The sequence below is a fragment of the Streptomyces sp. NPDC001156 genome (assembly GCF_053598275.1).
This window is the reverse complement of sequence record NZ_JBSFJX010000143.1, coordinates 1-19,654: the sequence shown is the minus strand read 5'-3', so window position 1 is coordinate 19,654 and position 19,654 is coordinate 1. Positions and strand designations below refer to the sequence as shown.

Genomic DNA, 19,654 nt, shown 5'->3' with positions numbered 1-19,654 from the left:
TACACCACCCGGAGCCACACCCCCCGGGGACGGCGGCCCACCCGCCCCCCGCGGACCTGCGGCATTTGCGGCACCTGCCCAGGCCGGCGTTCCGCGTGACGGCGGCCCATCCGTTTCCCGGACGGCTGTCATCCGGTGAGCGTGAGGTTGCGCAGGCGGGCGATGCCGAGCATGGCGTGGTGGACGTCGTCGCCTTTGTGCTCGGCGGCGGTCCAGAAATCCCTTGATCGGCACCTGGGTGTGCGGTACTCATACCAGGTGATACGCGGTAAAGAGATCGGGCTGCGGGCCCGGTACGAGGCGGACGTGGCAGTCCTTCACAAGGAGCTCTACGACGACGTGGCGGTCCGGTCAGGTACCGATCCTCGTCCTTGGCGGCCGATAGCCGCCGGAACCGACTCACCTTTTGCGGTCACTGAGCTGTCGGAGGAGGCGGCCTCGTTCTCGGTGGTGGAGCTCCAAACGCAGAACCTGGCCGGTGCGGCAGCGTTGTGGGGCATCGACACGCACAACAGGGCGGCGCACCTGGGGCTCTCCTTGCTCCCCTCCTTCCGGGGGCGTGGGCTCGGCTCGGACCTCGTCCACACACTGTGCGAGTACGGCTTCGTGGTACGCGGTATGCAGCGACTGCAGGTGGAGACGCTGGCCGACAACGCAGCGATGATCGCGGCTGCGAGTAGTGCGGGGTTCGTCATCGAGGGCACGCTGCGGCGCGCGGCCTGGGTGTGTGGCGAATTCAAAGATGAAGTCGTCCTTGGCCTCCTCGCCGACGAATGGACCTCCCGGGGGCGCGTGACGGCGGGCTCTCAGTAGACGAGTCAGTCGCACAGGGCCTTGAAAGCCGGCGTGGCGCTGGCCTGCGTGGGTTCAAAATCCGCCCCTGCCGCCACGCGAAACGGCGCCCGACCAGGAGAGACGGTCAGGGGGTACTGGTGCCTGGCGCTGTGCCCGCTCGCCACCTTGGTTGCGCGTGGTTCCCCGTACGATCGGCACGACTGGGCACGACGGAGCAGGACACCTTCCATCCGGTGCGGCGGTGAGGATTCACGGTCCCATGGTGAATGGAAGCCCGTGGCCGCCTCTGCGGCCTCACACAGCTATCGTGCCCATATGACCGGTTCAGCGGAGCGCACTCTCCTGTTCCTGGACGTAGACGGACCACTGATCCCGTTCGGGTCGTCGCCCAGTCGGCTACAGGCCGCTACTCCCGGCTCAGAGAAGCTCCCTGATCAGGAAAATCCCCTCTTGGAGCGGCTCGACCCCACGGTGGGGCCGCGCCTGATGGCGCTGGGGTGCCACCTGGTGTGGGCCTCGACATGGATGGACGACGCGAACGTGTTCGTCGCCCCGCGGATCGGGCTACCGCGGCTGCCTGTGGTGGAGTGGCCGGAGCCGTCCGACGACGACGGCCCGCGCGGCCTGCACTGGAAGACCCGCCGCCTGGTCGAATGGGCCGGCCACCGACCGTTTGTCTGGGTCGACGACGAGATCACCGCCATGGACCGCCTGTGGGTCGCGGCACAGCACCCAGAACCATCGCTGCTTCACCGCGTAGATCCGAAGGACGGCCTCACCGACGATGACTTCGTCGCGCTTGCCGGCTGGCTCCGGACTGTGGAGTCAAACGGCGTCGTGGCAGCGGGGAGTCAGTAGGTGAGGGCGCACCTCAACGGTCCGTGCCGGCACGCCCTTTCCGCTGTACCCCAGCCGTGATGCCCCGCCTGCGTAACGCGCCGTGGGCATCGCCATCTGACTCGTAACTTTATGTGAGGGACGATGGCGGTGCGTGAGCACGTGGTCCAGACACATCCAGGTCCGCCGGGATCACCCGGATGTCCGGGTGCCGGTCGTCGTTGCGAGATCAGGCGAGGCCGTCATCGACCTGAACGCCGGGGCGCCGGGCACCGACTGGGCCGTGGCGGGTGCCGAGTCGGCGGTGGTCTCCATTTCCGTCGACCGACACTACGCCACCGACCTTGTCGTCTCCGGCGGGCAGCCCCTTCACCGGCAGCTGGCGCTCGGTCACCTCAAGGCGGGCGTGCACATCCTGCGCCTGCATTTCTCCGACGAGCGCTCCCCGGCGGCCGCCACCTCCGCCCTTGTGGATTCATTGCGGGTCACGACTTACGCCCCTGACAGCCACGAGTATCTGGTGCTGCGCTACGCACCGGTCGTCTACGGGCGCAGCCTCACCGACCTCGGCAGCCCGTACCAGAACGCGACGACCGACGCGCCACTCATCGCATGGCATGAGATCGCCCCGGCAGCCACTCCCGGTCACCAGATCCTCACCTACTCGGTCGTCTGGAGCAACGAGGACGGCGGGACGAACACCCCAGCGCTGATGGCTCGTTGGGGTCGCACAACCGACATCGAGTGGATCTACTCCGTCGAGGTCGACGAGCACGGCAGCCGGGTTGCGGGCAGCGACACGTACCAGGCCCCCAACCATGAGACGCTGCACTTCAGTGGCAAGTACGAGGGCGATCACGCCCTGCTGGAGACCTGCACGTCGAACAACAACATGTGCGACGTCGTCGACGACCCGATGCGCTTCTTCCTCTCGACTCTCCAGACGCTGCCGGCCGGCCAGCCTCGTGAGTGCCTGATGGACATCAACCCGTGGACCTACGAGATCATGGCCAAGGAGATGCTTCGCGAGCACAAGGTCGAGGCTCCGTCGGCGTCCACGCAGTTCACGCCGGACATGAGCGACCAGCGCAACTACCTGTATGCGGTGGTCAAGAAGAGCACTGAGCCGGCCAATACGGGTGCGTCCTGGGTCGGAGTCTCGCTCGGTGTGCGCCTCGCCTCCGGCCAGACCATCTACCTGTCCCACCACGTCGATCCGACCTGGTCGATCAGCCGCGACCTCCCGGCGGCCACGACGGTCGAGCTGCCGGCCGGCACCAAGGCCGACGACATCGCCGAGGTGAGCGTCCATCGAGTGGTCGTCGGCACCGACACGGGCGCCACGGTGCACGTCACCGGCATCAACCGGGGCTTCTTCCTCGGCCAGGACTACCGTCCCCAGCAGTCGTTCCTGACCTGGAGCGGCGATGTGACCCTCGACGCGAACACCACTTCCGCTGTGATCTGGCGCCGCTGACGCCGTTCGTCAGGCGGGTGCCGACCAGGGCGGTCGGCACCCGTGCCACCCCGCAATGGGTTGTGGCCGTGCGCTCAGGCTCGGCAGGCCGGTCAGGCGTTCTTCTCCGTCAGCAGGAACGCCACAACCGCCTCTGCGAATGCCTCCGGCGCTGCACGGTGGATCAGGTGCCCGACCGGGATGGTGACCATCTGCCCGTCGGGGATACGGTCGGCCAGCTCGGCGACGCCGTCCTGAGACACATGGCTGCCTGGACCGCCGGCCACCACGAGGGTCCCGGTGGTGATCTTGCTGAGCTGCTCCAGCCATCTGGGGTCAGGCACGTCGATCTGACGCCTGACGGCCAGCACCATGTTCCAGTCGAAAGTCAGATCGCCGTCCGGCCTCGTCGGGGTACTCGGTTTCCGGGGACGTGGAATCGAAACGTCCTCCAGGACGAGCCGGCTCACTCGCTGTGGATGGTCCGCCGCGAGCAGGTAGGCCACAATCCCGCCCATGGAATGCCCGATCACCTCCACTCGGGCCAAGTCCAGCGCGTTGAGGAACCGGAGCACATCGGCTCGCATGAGTTCGAGCGAGTATTCCCCCGGCCAGGTGCTGCTGCCATGCCCTCGAAGGTCGGGGGCATACACGCGTCGGTAACGTGCGAGGACGGGCAATACCGGTTCCCAGTCGGTCGCGTCCTCGCCCAGCGCGTGCAACAGGACCAGCGGCGGCGCATCCGGCGGACCCGACACCTGATAGGCCAGCCGGATTCCTCCCACATCGACCGAGTGCTGATCAACCATGTAGGGAGGGTATACAGAAAGACCTTGTCGCAGGATCGGCGTTCACCGGCGGCGAACCACCATCCCGGGTCAGCGGTCCGGCTCCTCAACCCCACGACCTGGCCCCGAACTTCAATGGCTGACCGCGTCGATGGCTGCTGACGGTCGGTCCTGTCGGCTACGCCACGAGGGGCAAGTGGCCTGTGGACGAGGCGAGTCATCTGCAGAGGCCAGGAGCGACGGCAGTAACTCGGCCCGCGAGGAAGCACCGGTGCTCTCAGGGCTCGGACTTTGGCCCAACTCCTCGTGCCCATGCGGACGGTGCCCGCCGACGCGGATTGGGACGAGCGTGTCAACGAGGTGTTGGCGGGAGGCCGGTCACCCGCCACGCCGAAGGTTGCTCACTTCGTCTCATTCCCCTCGGATCGACTCGCCTGATGCGCCTTTGTCTTCCTCGTCATGGCAGACCACTACCTCTGCATGGTGACCTCGTGCATAGTGGTCCCCCTCGAAAAACCTTGATCGCCTGGTTAGTTCAGACCAGAGGGACCTTCGATGGCATGTGAGCGGTGCGGCGGGAATGGAGACACGCTCCCAGGAACTCCATGCTCCTGCGGGTTCGGCCGAATGAGGAAGCAGAGCCGGGATCCGTGGATAGTCCGCGAGACGCCCTACGGCCGCTGGAAGGCGCTGTCGCGTCCGCACAAGGCAGGCGTCGCGCTGGGCGCCCTGATTTTGTTGTCCGGGGTGGTCGGCGCCGGGGTTCCGCTCGTCACATCGTCCCTCTCCTCCGATGCGGGGACGACGCGGAGCGGGGGAGCCGGCGCGGGGACACGTCACGTGTCGAACCCGAGCCTGATCCTGCCCACGGACGACCCGGCGCTGCCGGAACCGACTTCCTCCGGCTCCTCGGCGTCCTCCACTTCCACCCCCACCCCCACCCATTCTCACTCCGCCGAGCCGAGCGGCACCCAGAACTCCGGCGCCGACCCCAAGCCGGAACCCGCCCACTACTCGGCCTGGGTCGGACACGGCTGTGCCTCTGGGGCATACGGCGGCTACGCCGAGTACGGCCGCTACTCCGACGGCATCGACGGCTGGTACACCGTTGACCACGGCGGCTACGACGGCGGTTCATGCGACGGCTCCTACGCCGCCGTGCCCATGTCGGGCAGCCGGACGCAGGACCACGACAACGGGGCGCTGTGGTGGTGGTCGGTGGACCGTGCATACAGCACGTGCGCGATCGGCGTCTTCGTACCCACCGGTGACAGCCGAGATGTGGGCGGCGACCCGACGACGTACCGTGTGCTTTCCGACCCGCGAGATGAGACCAGTGCGTACGCCACCTTCCAGGTCGATCAGCGGGCGAACCGGGGCACGCTCGTCAACGCGGGCACGTACCGTCTGAAGGACGGCCGTATCGCGGTGCGGATGTTCGACCGTGGCCAGGACTGGGACGACAACGGCCCGACGTACGCCCATCATGCGGCGGCCCAGATGAAGATCACTTGCCAGGGTGGGTCCTGAGAGCCGCGCCGGACTTGCGGGCTGCCAAGGATCCAATGGTGCGAGAAGTCGAGTGGGGGCATCAGTGACAGGGACTGGCCGCTGGCTGGATGGCCTCGAGGAGCAAGCGGCGCAGGTCTCTGCACACCTTTGGGCCGGGACCGGGCCGGAGGCACGCCGCAAGAGTCGTACACAAGGTCGATTCCTCGGTGCGGGGCTGCCTTGGCCTGCGGCATCATGCCCTCATGTCTGACAACAGCGCCGCGGAACGGGCGGCCGGGTTTCTGCTCGGCCTCACCGACGAGGAGACCGCCGCCCGGGTTCGGGCGCGCATCGGACTGCCCGGACCAGAGGACATCTCGGCTGCCCGGCTGCGGCTGGAACGTGCCTGGACCTGGGCGCGGGAGGGACTGCCGGCCTCCGTGGCGCTGTGGATCCTGGAGGAGGACGACCCGAACCTCAACGCGGTGGTGTGGCGGCACATCGCCACCGACACCGGTCTGCGCCGGGCCGTCGCCCGCGGAGTGCCGTTCGGTCCCGGCCGCGCGCAGTCCGTCCCCGTGAACCGCGTGCTGCAAACCGAGGAGCCCAAAGTCCCGGAGAGCTACCAGCGCCTCGGCCTCGTCGGCGCGCTGCGCCAGGCCGACTCCATGGGCAGGGGACGCGAGGCCGCGTCCATGGTCCTGACCCGCGAGGACTGGCGGACGGTCACCGAGGCGGACACCCAGCACCCGCTGCCTGGTTACGCGCGCTGGGCGCTGTCCGTACGCCCGGACTGCCCGCCCGCGCTGCGCGCGCAGTTCGGCTCGCACCCCAGGTTCACCCATCGGGTGCGGCAGGCGGGTGTCCTCGACGGACCCGCGGAGTATGCGACTGCGCACGGCCCAGCGGTCCGCGTCCTGGACGTGCTGTCCCTCGGTCCCTTGCTCTTCCCGGCGCGGATCCAAGCCGCCAGGGACGCTCTGCGCCCGTTCGTCCGGGACCACTTGGGCGACCGCGAGGAGGCGTGGGCGGTTCTGGCACGGCTGATGGGCACCTTTTACGGCACCGCCCCCGAGTTGATCGCGACCGCGGGCGCCATCGCCTGACCGGTGGGTGAGGGGCGGGGCGGCTGGATTCGAACCAGCGTGGTCCGGTTTTGGAGACCGGTGCGACTGCCTCTGCGCTACGACCCCGCCTTGCCGCCGAGCGTAATGCCTTGGCTCGCTGTCAGTGGCAGCTGGTACCAATGGAACCCGGGGGACCTGCACCACGGGGGAGAGCACATGGCGTACGGGGATGGGGGGCGGCTGCGCGCTCCGGTGGTGGAACTGGCCGACCGCAGGGCGCTGGAGCGGTACCGTCCGGCGGATTCCGACGTCGTCGCCGAGGCGCGGCGGCTGAAGGAGGCCGCGCTGCTGGACTTCGGGCTGAAGGAGTCCGCGGTGGCGTCGTGGCTGTACGCCAAGTGCCGTCATCAGATCCCGACGACGGCGGTGGACACGGCCGCCGTGGTGGCCTCGGGGGACGGCACCTGCCTGCTGCTGTACCACCCGGACTTCTTTGTCGGACTCGGCCTGGACGGCGTGAAGTTCGTGTTGTTCCACGAGGCGCGCCACCTCGTGCATCGGCATCTGTTCGCCGAGCCCGAGCTGCGCGCCGACCCGGTTTTCGAGCTGGCCGCCGAGGTGTCCATCAACCACGTGGCGCTGGTCCGGCTGGAGCACGAGGAACTGCCCCTGCTCGACGGGCGGCCCACGGGTGTCGACCCGCGGCAGGCGCACGACGCCTATGTCGCGGACCTGACGGCCCACGGGCTGGAGCCGGTGGCGTACGAGGCGTTCACCGAGACGGACATGCGGGTGTACGGCGAGCTGAAGCGGATGCATCACCCGCCGATGCCGGAGCGTCGGCTGTGCGTGCATCTGGGCGCGTCGGACGACGTAGGCGTACCGCTGGACCAGGAGACCGTCGATCAGGTGACCTCCTCGGCCCTGCTCAACTCCCTGCTGGCGGCACGTCGCGGGCACGCCGGCGCGGAGCGGGAGCTGCTGGATCTGATGGGCCGTACGGAGGAGGGCTCCGCGAGGGCGGCGCGTATCTGGGGGAACCTGGGTGCGGGGATGCTGCGCGGCGAGACCGCGCGCACGCGGACGGTCGACTGGTGGCAGCGCTGGCTGGTTGACGTGCTCGGCTCGAAACTGCGCGACAGCGAGCGGCTGGTGTACCCGAAGAAGCGGGGCGCCCTGCTCATGGCCCTCGGCCAGGACCCGCTGCTCGCGCGCCGAGGCTCGGTGCGGGAGAAGATCCTCGTCATTGCCTACGACACCTCCGGATCGATGCCTGACCACGTCATCCGGTGGCTGACCGAGCTGGTCGGCCGGATCGACGGCGTCGAGGCGCACTGGCTGTCCTTCGACGCCGTGGTGATGCCGTTCCGGCCGGGGGCGCGGGTCTACGGCGGGGGCGGCACCAGCTTTCAGGTGGTCGCGGACTACGTCGAGGGCCGCACCGAGGTGAACGGCCGCCGGTTCGACGTCACCCCGGACGCGGTCGTCGTGCTCACCGACGGATACGCGGCGCCGATCACCCCCGCCGAGCCGGAGAAGTGGATCTGGCTGATCACGCAGGGCGGCAACGAGTGGCCTGAGACGCACACACCGGCGATGGACTGCCATCGCGTCACGACAGGATCGCGGTAAATGAGCACTGAGACACCGGAGTCGACGGCCCGCCTCGACCGGCGTCGGCCCGATGCCCCCTCGCGTCTGGAGGATTTCATCGACGCGATGATCGACCTGGGCCAGACGGGGCAGATCTTCGGCGAGCACGGCATCGGCAAGACGGCGACGTTCTTCTCGCATATCGCCCGTGCCCACCCCGACGCCACGCTGGTGTACGTCCCGGCGGCGAACCTGACGCCCGACGACCTGCTGGTCAACGCGCCGGTGCGGGATCCGCACACGGGCGAACTGGTGCTGCGCCAGCTGGTGATGAGCCAGCTCAAGCCAGGCCGGCCCTTCGTGCTGCTCATCGACGACTCGCTGCAGGCGGGCGACACGATCCAGTCGCAGCTGATGCAGATCGCCTGCAACTGGACGCTCGGCGAGCATGATCTGCGGGCGCTGGGCTGCATCGGCGTCTTCCTCACGGACAACGAGTCGTTGGCCGAGACCTCGACCCGGCGCAGCGATCTGGCGCTACTGGACCGCATGGTGACGATGCGGATCACCGCGAACGACACCTCTTGGCGGAGCCATCTGGCGGCCAAGTACCGCCCGTGGGACCTGAAGGAGGTGTTCGCGCTGTGGGCGTCGCTGCCGCCGGGGCTACGCGAGCTCCTTTCGCCGCGCACGCTCGACCACGTCATCGCCAACGCGCGCGAGGGCTTCCCGCTGCGGTGGGGGCTGCCCCTGGTGGACGGCGAGCGGCTGCGGCTGGCCGAACCGAGCCAGGACGGCCGGCCAGGCCAGAACCGCACGACCGAGATCCTGGACCGCATCGCACGAGCCGTCGGTGTGCCCGACCCGGCGCGGATTCCGGACCCTGTGCGGCGGGTGCTGCGGGCGGCGCTGCGCAACCGCTGGACGGTGCTGCTGCAGGGCCCGCCCGGCTGCGGAAAGACGGAGCTGGTGCGGGAGACGGTCCGTGAAGGCCTGGGCCGGGACGCGCTGTACTTCTCGCTACCGGTGACGAACGTGGAGGACCTCTGCGCTCCGGTGCCCTCGCCGGACGGCACGCTGGACAACCTGCTCGCCTCGAAGTTCACCGGGCCCGAGCCCAAGGCGATCGTGTGGGACGAGTACAACCGGCCCAAGGACAAGGCGGCGTTCGCCAAGCTGATGGAGATCACCCAGGAGTGGTCGTTGGCCGGACGGCCGATCGAGAACCTGCGGGCGCAGATAGCAGTGCAGAATCCGCCGTACCATCTGGGCCGCAAGCTGCTGGTGTCGCGGAACAACATCGCGCAGGCGACCCGGTTCACGGCCTCGCTGGAGGTGGAGCCGGAGGACATCCCGGCCAACGAGTGGCTGATCGCCCGGTACGGCGCGGACGCCGAGACAGTGCTGGAGTGGTGGAAGCACGACATCGACGAGGAGGGCCGCGCCTGGATCACCAAGCGGACCCTGGAGCGGCTGATCAAGCTGCACCGGCGCGGGCTGCCGCTGGAGATGGCGACCGTCTACCTCGGCGACGGGGAGTACGCGCCGGTGCCGCTCACCGCGCTGATCGACCGCCTGCGCGGCCGCCCCGTGACCGGTCTGCGGGAACTGGCCCGCGACGTGGACGCGTGGGAGGCCCGGCTGCGGCGGGCCGCCGAGCAGTCCGCGGAGGGCGGTGACGACAGTGATGTCGTCCACCAGATCCTCGCCAACGCGGAGCTGTCCCAGCTGAAGAAGCACCGCGCCGCGGTGACCCGGCTGGTGGCCCTGCTGCCGGCGAAGCTGCGGGCCACCTATCTGGTGGGGGTATCGGAGAAGCAGCAGCGGTTCTGGACGGAGGTGTTCATGGGGATGCGGAAGCGCTGAGCAGCCGGACGTCACGGCGCCGGTCCCGTCCGGTGCGCCGAGCCGCTGTGCGTCGACCCGCTACGCGCTGGTGTCGGCGTCCTGCGGCGGCGCCGTCCGGTGGACGCTGCGGACGGCGGCCACGTCGGGCGGGACGGCGGGTGCCGGGATGTGGGCGCTGAGGGCGGCGAGGCGGCGTTTGATGCTGCCGGCGATGCCGGGGCCGAGTACGAAGCGCGTGGCCATGGCGGCGCGGGGCGCGGCGTCGAGGAGGCGATGGGCCTCGCGGCTGCGCATCCCGGTGTGGCTGAGGACCAGGTGGGCGAGGCGGTGCTCGGCGGTGGCAAGGGCTTCGGCGATCCCTTCGGCGGCCGCCAGGTCGACGTGGTTGTCGGCCGCGCCGAGCACGGCCGCCGCGCGGACCCGGCCGAGGTCCAGCAGGGTGACTCCGGCCGCGGTGGCTGCCGTGACCAGCCGGGCGGCGGCCTGCGGTCCGATGCCGTTGCTCGCGACTGACAGGCGCGTCAGCCGCCCGTACGGCGCCCGCTCCAGCGCGGCGACGAGCCCGAGGGCGCCCGCGTCGCCCAACCGGGCGGCGGACACGTACAGCTCGTCCACCGCGCTCTCGGCGATCACCGCGGCGAGCACCCGCGCCCCGGCCTCTTCCAGCGGGTTGCCGCCGACGAAGAGCCGCTCGATGCGGCGGCCGTTGCCGGCGGCGACCAGGAGAGCATCCCCGAGTGCGGCGGCATCGGCCGGGTCGAGACCGGTCTGGACCAGGTCAAGGGTGCGCAACGACCGTGCGGAGTCGATGAGTGCGGCCGCCGCGCTGCCTCCGGCGCTGCCGAGCGGATTCCGTTTGAGCCACACGCCGGTGACGACCTGCGGCGAGGCGCGGAGCTGGTCGGCGATGCGGCAGGCACCGCCCGCGGTGATGCCGTTGCAGCCGAGGTAGAGCGTATCGACCTCCGCGCCGCTCCCGGCCACCGCGACGGCGCCCTCGTCGCCGAGAGCGTCCGTGCCGAGCAGCAGGTGCCGTACCGGGGAAGGGCCCTGACCGAGAGCCTCGGCGACCAGTGCGGCGCCCTCGGCGCCCAGCGCCTGCTTGCACAGGTCGAGCCGGCCGTCGGGCAGTGCCGTACCGGCCGTGAAGTCCAGGCGCTCCCCTGCCGGGCGGCCCGCGCGAAGCCAGTCCAGCAGAGGGGCGAGGTCGGCCACCGGACGCGGCACGACGGACGGCACGCCCGCGAAGCCGGCCTCCGGCTCGGTCGGGTCCACCGTCACCACGCCGCCTCCTGGTAGTCCTTGAGGAACACGCCGGAGACCGGGTCGCCCGCCTCGCCGCGTACGATCGGGTCGTAGACGCGGGCCGCGCCGTCGACGATGTCCAGCGGAGTGCGGAACCCGGCGCCCGTCATACGGGCCTTCTTGGGGGCGGGGTTCTCGTCGGTGATCCAGCCGGTGTCGACGGCACACATATGGACGCCCTGCTCGGCGAGTTCGGCGGCGCTGGTGCGGGTGAGCATGTTGAGCGCGCCCTTGGCCATGTTGGTGTGCGGATGGCCGGAGGTCTTGTTGCGGACGGCGAACCTGCCTTCGACGGCGGTGACGTTCACGACGTAGCGACGCGCGTGCGGGGAGGCGAGCAGGAGCGGCAGCAGCCGGTCGCAGAGCAGCGCCGGAGCGAGGGCGTTGACTAGTTGGGTCTCGAGCACCTCGGCGGGGTCGAGTGCGCCGAGCCGGGCCGACCAGGAGTTCTCGGAGGACGGGTCGGGCAGCAGCCCGGCCTCGTCGGCCTCGCGTAGCACGGCAGGCAGGGACGCGGCCGAGCCGTGCAGCATCCGCATCGAGGTGAAACCGGGCGCCCGGCGGGCGCCCTCGGGCAGGGCGTCGTACTCGCCGGCGGCCAGCAGCGCGTACGAGTGGGGCGGCCGACGCAGGGTCTGTGCCGCATTGTTGACGAGGATGTCCAACGGCCGCCGCTCCTGCCGCAGTTCTTCACACAGGCCCAGTACCTGGCGCGGGTCGCGCAGGTCGACGGCGAGGACGGTGAGCTTGTCCAGCCATGCCTCACTGCCGGGCGCGGCGCGGAAGCGGCGAGCGGTGTCGTGCGGGAAGCGGGAGGTGACCAGCACTTCGGCGCCGTCCCGCAGCATCATCAGCGCCAGCTGGAAACCTATCTTCACCCGGCCGCCCGTCAGCAGGGCGCGGCGGTCGGAGAGGTCGGTGCTCAAGGCACGGCGGCGCCAGTTGTCGGCGGCACAGTCAGGACACAGCCGGTGATAGAACGTGTCGACCTGTCGGTAGGACGACTTGCAGACATAACAGTGGCGTGGCTTGCGGAAGACTCCTCCACTGCCGGGCACGGCCAGCGGGGCGTCCTCGCGCCGGTCCGGGGCGCCGGTCGCGGTGGCGGCCATCGTGGCGGCATCCGCCGCGGACACCTCGGTGCCCCGGGTCTTGCGCCGACGGAGGCGGCCGTCGCGCGCGAAGGAGGCCGCGACCTGCTCGGCCCGCAGCCGTACCGGGTCGTCGACGGGCAGCGCCCGCAGCTTCGCCACCACCTGGTGGAAGACCGCGAGTTCGGCCTCGCTGATCGTCTCGCCGGTCGCCTCGCCCATCCGTTCCCGCCCCGTGTCCGTGCCGCACCGTGGTCCCGGCCGGATTCGAACCGGCGTATCCGCCCTGACAAGGCGGCGAGTCTGCCTCTGCTCTACGGGACCCGGACGCGTCCGGACGACCGGATTCGAACCGGCGTGATTCGCCTACGCAGTGCGTGCGCCTGCCTCTGCGCTACGTCCGGACACGCCCAAGATCCTAGTAGAGCCTGCGCAGTTGGATTCAGGAGGGGCATGTCTGTTCGACCGCGGGCGGCGTCGTCATGGCAGGCCATCCAGGGAATTGCCGAAGTCCGGAAGGGCCTGGAGACATTCACGGCGGGGTTGTTCGAGGCGTTCCCACATGCTGATCAGCGGCGTTGGGGGCGGGCGTGGCGCAGGTCGATGACCGCAAGCGGGCCGAGGGCAGGCACCACACATGCCGTGCTCGCCCTCGCCGCCGCCACGCCAGAGCGGGTGGTGGCAATGGCAATAGCTAGAGCGTGGGCACGAGCTTTTGTTGCCGCCCGAAGGGCTCCCTCCCGGCAACTGACTCCGCCCCTGTAGTTGCTGGACTATATTTTTGGGGCCGCCATCGCCTTCCGCCCGGGCCTGTTCTCCCGGTTCTCTTGGCCGACGGTGGTGGTCCTGGGCTGGTTGTGGTGCACCGCAGCCATCGACTCGGCCGTCTTCTACGCCTGACGGCTGCCTCTGGCAGGGCTCGCAGCAGCCGCGTTGATCGATTCCGCTGCGCACGGAGCCCGCTTCCAAAAGACACTGTCGTCCCGCCCGCTCCTATGAATCGGGCACTGCAGTTACGGGCTCTACCTATGGCACTGGCCCGTATGGGTCTACCTCGCTGTCAACCACCCGGAGTGGAGCCAGACAACGAAGGTCTCCGTGGTCGCCTGCGCGTCCGTCCTGCTCTGCGCGGGCAGCACCGACTGATCGAGCGTCCCGTTCGCACCTCGTCGTGGCGCCCCCGGGTGCTTCTTCCTGCTCTGGCTCTGGCTGCCTGCTGTGTCACGTTGACCCTCTTCACCACCCTCCCCGTCGCCGGCCCCGTGGACGCCCGCCACAACGGCCCGATCGTCACGGGATCGAACGCACCCTGACGACACCGTCGTGGCTGACAACGCGCGTTGGCCCCCATCCTCGAGGACCGGGGGCCGCGCAGGGGCGAGCCGGGCTTCACCTGCCGTCGTCCTGCTCAGGCGAGGACCCCGAAGACCGGCGTGAGCATGGCTCGCTCCAGGCGTGGGCCACGGGCCGGAAGCCGAGCCAGGCAGGGTTGCCTCCCCCCGGCTGTCCGTCAGCGCGTCCGGGTCGTGGCAGGTGACCGCGAAGCTCAGCGTCTCGGCCGGATGGCCGTCCCAGGCCAGGTGCGGGGAGCGAGCGATCCTGGCCCGGCCTGCCGAACAGGCTGCTGCGCTGGGCCCCCCAAGATCTCACCGCCGACGAAGTCCGTGCTGCGCAGCGCGAGGATTTTCACCGGGGGAAGCGCGCTATAGGGATCGTACGGCTGGGCCATGTCCGATCGTCCATGGTTCGTGGCGGCCTGGATGATCTCGAGGTGGCGGTGTACTCGAGACAGCGCCTCTTTCAAGGGAATGGCAGGTCAGGTCCGCTTTTCCTTTTCAACAGCACCGCACACCTCGCGGATGACTTGCGCACAGACCATGCTGTGACTGGGGGATATGCGCTAACCATGTCGGATCTGGACGGGAAGGCGATTGTCCAATGGCAAAGCTGCTTTTCGTGATGACCGGGACAGCGTATTGGACGCTCAAAGATGGCACCAGGCACGCGACGGGCTATTGGGCCGAAGAGTTCGCGGCCCCGTACAAGGCGCTGACCGAGGCCGGCCATGAGATCGTCGTCGCTACCCCTCGCGGGGTCGTACCGACGGTGGACATGATGAGCCTGCGCCCCGAGATGGCCGGCAGCGCCCAGATCGCCCTCGATCTGGAGGCGATCATCCGCTCCGCGGAGGTGTTGCGGCGCCCGATCCAACTGGCGGATGCCCGCCTGGAGGATTACGACGCCGTCTACCTTCCGGGTGGCCACGGGCCCATGGAGGACCTGTGCCTCGATGCCGACGCGGGCCGGCTCCTGACAGCGGCCCTCGCTTCCGGCAAGCCGCTCGCCATCGTCTGCCATGCGCCGGCGGCCCTGCTGGCGACCAGGATCCATGGCAAGTCGCCGTTCGTCGGCTACCGGGTCACTGCGTTCACGAACGAGGAAGAGGAAGCGGTGGGACTCGCCCAACGGGCGAGGTGGACGGTCGAGACCGAGCTCATCGAGATGGGCGTCGATTTCACCAAGGGCGAGATGTGGAAGCCCTACACGGTGGTGGATCGCAACCTGTTCACCGGACAGAACCCTGCCTCGGCAGCCGTCTTGGCGGAACGCCTGCTCAAGGTTGTCTGACGACTTCCCCCACGATTGAGACAGGGGTGTGAAGCGGGCGATGGTGTGGTGCCCGCGCGCCCGATCGCCGTCCTGGCAAGATGGCGGCATGGAACGTGTGCTTGGAATCGGCGGATACTTCATGCGGGCCACCGCCCCGGGGGCCCTGAGCGCGTGGTATCGCGATTGCCTGGGTCTGGACGCCGATGAGAACGGGCTGTGGCATCAGGAACCCGGTGCGACGGTGTTCGCGACGTTCGAGTCCGAGACCGACTACTTCGGGCCCCGAGCCCAGCAGACCATGCTCAACTTCCGAGTCCGCGACCTGGATGCGATGCTCGCGCAATTGCGCGCCAAGGGAGCGGACGTGGCTCACGAGACTCAAAACATGGAGGGTGTCGGTCGATTCGGTTGGTTCACCGATCCTGAGGGCAATCGGATCGAGCTGTGGCAGCCCGCCTGACCGTGTCATCACGCGGCCAGTAACGTGCTGGCCGGCTTGTCGAGATGTGAGCCTCGGCCGGATCCACGCGGCCATGTCGCACTCCGCCCTCTTCGGGCTGTCACGGGAACACCGGCGTCACTGCCGATGGTGACCAGGCGGCGATGATCTCGATGCCGATTTAAGGCCGAACCGGCAGCCGGCCCGGGACCGGGGCATCCGAGCTCGGACGGTCGCCGCCGTCACCTGGTTGGACGAGCGCACAACTCGGCGCCAGTTGGACGGGCAGCGCCGATCAGGGCTGTGACCCTGCCTGCTGACCCGGGCGCGCACGATGCCGTGCGGGTGCCTGTCCTGACCACGGTTGCGGATGCTGGAGGTGTCCGGGGCGGCTAGTGTCGAGGAGCAGCGGACAGAGGGAGCGTGGGTGATGTGGCCCGGAACCTCCGGTTGATCCTGAGCTCGCCGTCGAGAGTCTGGGGCCTGCTGTCCAATGGCCATCGCTACGGGGAATGGGTCTCAGGAACGCAACAGGTCATCGCCGCTGACCCGCACTGGCCAGAAGTAGGCGCCCGCCTCCTAGTCCGAGTCGGCGTCGGCCGACTGGCCCTCGACGACACCTGTGTCGTACGCATCTGTGAGCCGGAACGCCGTCTGGAACTGGAAGCGAAGGCAGACCCCTTCGGCGCAGCCCGCATCGCCATGAACTTGATCCCCTGGGGTGAGAACACTCTTTTCGTTCTCGACTGGCACCCCCTGCGGGGTCCCGGCATCCGGATGCACGGGCTCCCTGTGGACTACATCGTCTCGATCCGCAACGGCATGATGCTGACAAAGCTGGCCCGGATCGCGGTGCGCGAGCATCGCAACAGCGCCGGTGGCGCTCGACAGAGCACCCGGAGCGGATGAGGAGCAGTACAGCGCATCGGATGTCGTTGATGTCGGAGTGGACGTCAGCCTGCTCTCGATTGCCGGGGGCGCTCGAAATTTCACGTTCGGGTGCGTAACTCGTGCAGTTTCTGGCCCAGGTGCCCAGGCTTGACCTTGCGGTGTGTCTCCTCGTGAAGGTGAAGGGACATGCCGCCGGACATCGCGTTGCTGAGCTGGACCGATCAACGAGTCCGCAACTATGAGGACATCGCGAGGCGCGCCGAGACCTTCGGTTCAGCGGTACAGAAGCTCGGAGCGCAGCACCTGAGTATCTACTGGACCGTCGGTCCCTACGACCATGTGGCCATCGTCGAGGCGCCGGACGAACCTTGGTAGGTCGTGACCTTGCGGAGCTGTGCCCGCTCAACGAGGAACTTCAAGCCGGCACTGGCCAACTGATCCCATGCTTCATCGCTCCGACCGTACATCGCCCACCCCCTGCGCTCGCGGTCCGGGCGCCTGAGTATGCCGAACAGACCGACCCCGGCGGAGCGACTTGAAGCACACATGAATCTGGAGCGGGCTTGGCTCCCGAGCGTTCGAGTAGGTCACGCCGCCTGTGGCTCGTCCACGTGGCGCCACTTGTTCACGAATAGTCCACGCCCGACAAGATGGTCATGCGCCGCTCGCCGCCTCTTCGGCCCGGCGGCGCACGTCGCGCAGAAGGCGGATCACTAGTACGCGATGGACGCGGGAGCCTATGACGATCAAGCGATAGATTCGCCCATGCAGCCCCGGGAACGCCGCATACGTCGTAGCGCTGAGCAGCGTCCCGCTGGTGTGTTCGGCGAGGGTGAGCAGTAACTGGTAGCGGGAGAAGTGGTGACGTCCGATCAATCGGAGACGGCGTTCGGGGACGGCTTCGGCTACGCGGAAGCCTGGGAGCGTCGCGTCCGTGGTGACAGGCTCGCCAGCGGTCCGATTCGGTGAAGCGCCCAGCAAGCGGACGAACGTTCCGGAGCCGGTGAACTGCGGGATCTGCGCAGCCAGAGCACTCCAAACCACGAAAGCCGGAGCAGACACGAGCACCCGATGCTCGTCAACGAACGGCAGGGCTTCCACTCCACTCACCCTCGTCCGGTTTCAGGCGCATCCACGATCGCCTCCGTTCGCGCCGCCACCTCAAGACACTCTCCGCCGACGACCCCCGCTTTACAAGTTCGATCCAGTGCGTGTCTCGACTCTGGTGGGCCTCCTTCCCTCCACGCCGCAGGGGCCATACTCGGTCGCCGCGATGCGGGCTCGTCCGCTGCTGTTGATGTCATCTGTGGATGTCAGGACGCCCCTCTCATGCGCAGCCGTCCCTCCTCCGAGCGCGCGGCGGTCACGTGCTCAGCGTCCGACGCCTTCTCACGGGCGCGGGCCCGGCATGCTCTGCGTACCTATCCCTGCCGCCCGGGCCGGGCGGTCGCCTGCAAGGGGGAAGTCATGGCGGCGCCGACGAACTCCATGATCACGGGGACCCGTGCCCGTTCTGATGCTCATCCCATCTCCCGGGCACCTGCTGCCGGACTGGTCTGAGGAAGAAGCTCAGTCACCCGTTGCCCCATCGGTCCGCTCCCGCAGGAAGTCGGCGTGGCCGTTGTGGCGGGCGTACTCCTGGATCATCAACACGTAGACCCAGCGCAGGCTGAGGGAAACTCCGCGAGAGGACGTGATGGTCTCGTCGAGGTCGTGCCTGGCCGTTGCCACGTCGCACGCTTTGACCTCGGTCTGGAACAATCCGAAGTCTCTCTCCGCATCGGCTGCGTGAACTCCGTCGAGTCCCTCATTGCCATCTGACGGGCCGGTGAAGACGTCGCCGATAGCCTCACCTGCGAAGCTTCGCCGGAACCACCATCGCTCTACCTCCGCCATGTGCCGGACCAAGCCAAGGAGGGTGAGGTTCGACGGCTCTACGGTCGTCCGCGCCAATTGGGACGACTCAAGCCCGGCGCACTTGGCCAGCAACGTTTCCCGGTGCCAGTTCAGCCAACCCTCCAACATCTGACGCTCAGTTACGGTACCCAGGTCACCTAGCTGGTTGGTGCGCTCGACCGGTGGTGCTGTCCATGTCATGGATCCACCCTGCACCGCCAGGGTTCAAGCGGGCAAAATGGCAGCGGGGCCAGGTCGTCCTTTGCGATTACTGAGCGTAGAGAACATCCCAATGCCGTTGTTAAACCGTAGGTGCGACACTCGGTGCAGGTTGGTAGCACGCTCCGTCACGGATCATCGCCCAGAGGACGTTTACTCTCCGCCGTGCGAGCGCGATCAGGGCCTGCTTGTGCCCCTTGCCCTCGGCGCGCTTGCGGTCGTAGTAGGTCCGCGACGCTGGACAGGATTTCAGGCTCGCCATCGCCGACAGGTAGAACACCCGCAACAGGCCGCGGTGGTAGCGCCGCGGGCGGTGGTGGTTGCCGCTGATGCGGCCGGAGTCGCGGGCAGCGGGGGCCACGCCTCCGTAGCCCGCAAGACGGTCGGCGCTCGCGATGGCGGTCATGTGGCCGCCGGTGGCAGCGATGAACTCGGGACCGAGCTGAGTGCCCATTCCGGGCAGGCTGCAGATCACGTCGGCGTGCGGGTGCTCACGAAACCGGGCTTCGATGAGCGCATCGAGTTCGGCGATCTCCTCGTCGAGGGCCATCACCGCCTTCGCGAGACGGACCGCCATGGCGGCGGCCAGTGTCTCGCCGGGCAGTGCGGTGTGCTGGGCCTGCGCTGCCTCAAGGGCGGCGTTGGCCAGGGCTGCGGCGCTTCGGACCTTGCGATTACGCAGCCAGGTCTCGATGCGCTTCGCGCCGGCGCGGCGGATGGCGGCCGGTGTCTGGTATCCCGTCAGGAGAATGACGGTGCCCTTGTTGGTGAGGTCCAGCGCGCGTTCCAACGCGGGGAAGAACTCAAGCAGTTGGGCGCGGAGCCGGTTGATCTGGCGGGTGCGGTCGTCTGCGAGGTCGGTGCGGCGGGTGGTGAGGATGCGTAGGTCGACGGCTATCTCGTCGCCGGGCCGCAGCAGGCCGAGGTCGCGGCGCATGCGGGCCTGGTCGGCGATGACGAAGGCATCCTTGGCGTCGGTCTTGCCCTCACCGCGGTAGGTGCCGGACGCGCGGTGGACGGCCAGGCCAGTGAGGTAGGCCATGGGCTGGCCGTGGTTGAGCAGCAGACCGATCAGCAGCGCAGCACCGCCGTGATTGACGTCCACCGCCCACAGCACTTCCTGGTCGATGTCCAGGACGTCGCGAATCAGCTCTAGCAGGGCCGCCTCGTCATTCAGGACTCGGCGGGACAGCAGCCGCTCGCCCCGCTCGTTGATCACCACACAATGGTGATGCCAACACCGTTGCGTTTGAGTGTTGAGGTGCAGGTCAAGCCCTGGTGAATGACGCAACGGGACGTCCTGATAGATCAACTTGTTGCTGAGGCAA

Annotated in this window: 20 protein-coding genes and 3 tRNA genes; 13 read left to right on the top strand and 10 right to left on the bottom strand. The window is 68.5% G+C overall.

From position 1 onward, the window contains the following. The 4 genes from ACWDA7_RS38005 to ACWDA7_RS37990 all read left to right on the top strand — a co-directional run. A partial coding sequence (locus tag ACWDA7_RS38005; RefSeq protein ID WP_450610676.1) for a hypothetical protein occupies positions 1-227 on the top strand: 227 nt, incomplete at its 5' end. Between the two features lie 31 nt (positions 228-258). Beyond that, a complete protein-coding gene (locus ACWDA7_RS38000) occupies positions 259-813 on the top strand; it encodes a GNAT family N-acetyltransferase (protein ID WP_450610674.1) in 555 nt (184 codons plus the stop codon). A 297-nt stretch (positions 814-1,110) separates the two neighbouring features. Further along, positions 1,111-1,653: an HAD domain-containing protein gene (locus ACWDA7_RS37995; protein ID WP_450610672.1), complete on the top strand. Its 543-nt coding sequence runs from the start codon at positions 1,111-1,113 to the stop codon at positions 1,651-1,653. A gap of 133 nt (positions 1,654-1,786) precedes the next feature. Beyond that, a complete protein-coding gene (locus ACWDA7_RS37990; RefSeq protein ID WP_450610671.1) occupies positions 1,787-3,109 on the top strand; it encodes a hypothetical protein in 1,323 nt (440 codons plus the stop codon). A gap of 92 nt (positions 3,110-3,201) precedes the next feature. Here ACWDA7_RS37990 and ACWDA7_RS37985 read toward each other — a convergent pair whose 3' ends face one another. Then, entirely contained in the window at positions 3,202-3,897 is a 696-nt protein-coding gene (locus ACWDA7_RS37985) for an alpha/beta fold hydrolase (protein ID WP_450610669.1), read from the bottom strand. Positions 3,898-4,503: 606 nt separating this feature from the next. Between ACWDA7_RS37985 and ACWDA7_RS37980 the strand changes: the two genes are divergently transcribed. Both ACWDA7_RS37980 and ACWDA7_RS37975 read left to right on the top strand, forming a co-directional pair. Beyond that, a complete protein-coding gene (locus ACWDA7_RS37980) occupies positions 4,504-5,406 on the top strand; it encodes an adhesin (protein WP_450610667.1) in 903 nt (300 codons plus the stop codon). A 224-nt stretch (positions 5,407-5,630) separates the two neighbouring features. After that, a complete protein-coding gene (locus tag ACWDA7_RS37975) occupies positions 5,631-6,473 on the top strand; it encodes a hypothetical protein (protein WP_450610666.1) in 843 nt (280 codons plus the stop codon). Between the two features lie 13 nt (positions 6,474-6,486). On the opposite strand, the gene ACWDA7_RS37970 is transcribed toward ACWDA7_RS37975, so the two are convergent. Beyond that, positions 6,487-6,562, bottom strand: a tRNA-Trp gene (locus tag ACWDA7_RS37970). Between the two features lie 88 nt (positions 6,563-6,650). Here ACWDA7_RS37970 and ACWDA7_RS37965 point away from each other — a divergent pair. Then, positions 6,651-8,066, top strand: a complete 1,416-nt coding sequence (locus ACWDA7_RS37965) for a DUF2201 family putative metallopeptidase (protein ID WP_450610664.1) — start codon at positions 6,651-6,653, stop codon at positions 8,064-8,066. Beyond that, on the top strand, positions 8,067-9,893 hold the full coding sequence (locus ACWDA7_RS37960; RefSeq protein WP_450610662.1) for an AAA family ATPase: 1,827 nt from the start codon (positions 8,067-8,069) through the stop codon (positions 9,891-9,893). 60 nt (positions 9,894-9,953) lie between these two features. On the opposite strand, the gene ACWDA7_RS37955 is transcribed toward ACWDA7_RS37960, so the two are convergent. The 4 genes from ACWDA7_RS37955 to ACWDA7_RS37940 all read right to left on the bottom strand — a co-directional run bounded on the left by ACWDA7_RS37955 (position 9,954) and on the right by ACWDA7_RS37940 (position 12,675). Then, positions 9,954-11,159: a ribonuclease inhibitor gene (locus ACWDA7_RS37955; protein ID WP_450610660.1), complete on the bottom strand. Its 1,206-nt coding sequence runs from the start codon at positions 11,157-11,159 to the stop codon at positions 9,954-9,956. Beyond that, entirely contained in the window at positions 11,153-12,493 is a 1,341-nt protein-coding gene (locus tag ACWDA7_RS37950) for an SDR family NAD(P)-dependent oxidoreductase (RefSeq protein ID WP_450610658.1), read from the bottom strand. Before ACWDA7_RS37950 ends, ACWDA7_RS37955 begins: the two co-directional genes overlap by 7 nt. A gap of 30 nt (positions 12,494-12,523) precedes the next feature. Next, a tRNA-Asp gene (locus tag ACWDA7_RS37945) sits at positions 12,524-12,595 on the bottom strand. Between the two features lie 8 nt (positions 12,596-12,603). Then, positions 12,604-12,675: transfer RNA gene (locus tag ACWDA7_RS37940), tRNA-OTHER, on the bottom strand. Between the two features lie 361 nt (positions 12,676-13,036). On the opposite strand from ACWDA7_RS37940, the gene ACWDA7_RS37935 reads away from it, so the two are divergent. After that, on the top strand, positions 13,037-13,171 hold the full coding sequence (locus tag ACWDA7_RS37935) for a hypothetical protein (RefSeq protein ID WP_450610656.1): 135 nt from the start codon (positions 13,037-13,039) through the stop codon (positions 13,169-13,171). Positions 13,172-13,320: 149 nt separating this feature from the next. Here the strand turns inward: ACWDA7_RS37935 and ACWDA7_RS37930 are convergent, their stop codons facing one another. Beyond that, positions 13,321-13,869, bottom strand: coding sequence for a hypothetical protein (locus tag ACWDA7_RS37930; protein WP_450610679.1), 549 nt, complete (start codon positions 13,867-13,869; stop codon positions 13,321-13,323). Between the two features lie 340 nt (positions 13,870-14,209). Here ACWDA7_RS37930 and ACWDA7_RS37925 point away from each other — a divergent pair, with 340 nt between their 5' ends. From ACWDA7_RS37925 to ACWDA7_RS37910, 4 genes are all read left to right on the top strand, one after another. Further along, positions 14,210-14,899, top strand: a complete 690-nt coding sequence (locus tag ACWDA7_RS37925) for a type 1 glutamine amidotransferase domain-containing protein (protein WP_450610654.1) — start codon at positions 14,210-14,212, stop codon at positions 14,897-14,899. 88 nt (positions 14,900-14,987) lie between these two features. Then, positions 14,988-15,341: a VOC family protein gene (locus tag ACWDA7_RS37920; protein ID WP_450610652.1), complete on the top strand. Its 354-nt coding sequence runs from the start codon at positions 14,988-14,990 to the stop codon at positions 15,339-15,341. Between the two features lie 411 nt (positions 15,342-15,752). Continuing rightward, positions 15,753-16,229, top strand: coding sequence for an SRPBCC family protein (locus ACWDA7_RS37915; RefSeq protein ID WP_450610650.1), 477 nt, complete (start codon positions 15,753-15,755; stop codon positions 16,227-16,229). Positions 16,230-16,397: 168 nt separating this feature from the next. Next, positions 16,398-16,586 (top strand): GYD domain-containing protein, encoded by a 189-nt coding sequence (locus ACWDA7_RS37910; protein ID WP_450610648.1) that lies wholly within the window; start codon positions 16,398-16,400, stop codon positions 16,584-16,586. A gap of 279 nt (positions 16,587-16,865) precedes the next feature. On the opposite strand, the gene ACWDA7_RS37905 is transcribed toward ACWDA7_RS37910, so the two are convergent. The 3 genes from ACWDA7_RS37905 to ACWDA7_RS37895 all read right to left on the bottom strand — a co-directional run bounded on the left by ACWDA7_RS37905 (position 16,866) and on the right by ACWDA7_RS37895 (position 19,593). Further along, positions 16,866-17,312, bottom strand: a complete 447-nt coding sequence (locus ACWDA7_RS37905) for a hypothetical protein (protein ID WP_450610646.1) — start codon at positions 17,310-17,312, stop codon at positions 16,866-16,868. A 468-nt stretch (positions 17,313-17,780) separates the two neighbouring features. Continuing rightward, a complete protein-coding gene (locus ACWDA7_RS37900; protein ID WP_450610644.1) occupies positions 17,781-18,308 on the bottom strand; it encodes a DinB family protein in 528 nt (175 codons plus the stop codon). Between the two features lie 100 nt (positions 18,309-18,408). Then, the gene (locus ACWDA7_RS37895; protein WP_450610677.1) at positions 18,409-19,593 is read right to left on the bottom strand and encodes an IS110 family transposase; all 1,185 of its coding nucleotides are present in this window, start codon (positions 19,591-19,593) and stop codon (positions 18,409-18,411) included. Between the last annotated feature and the right edge of the window lie 61 nt (positions 19,594-19,654).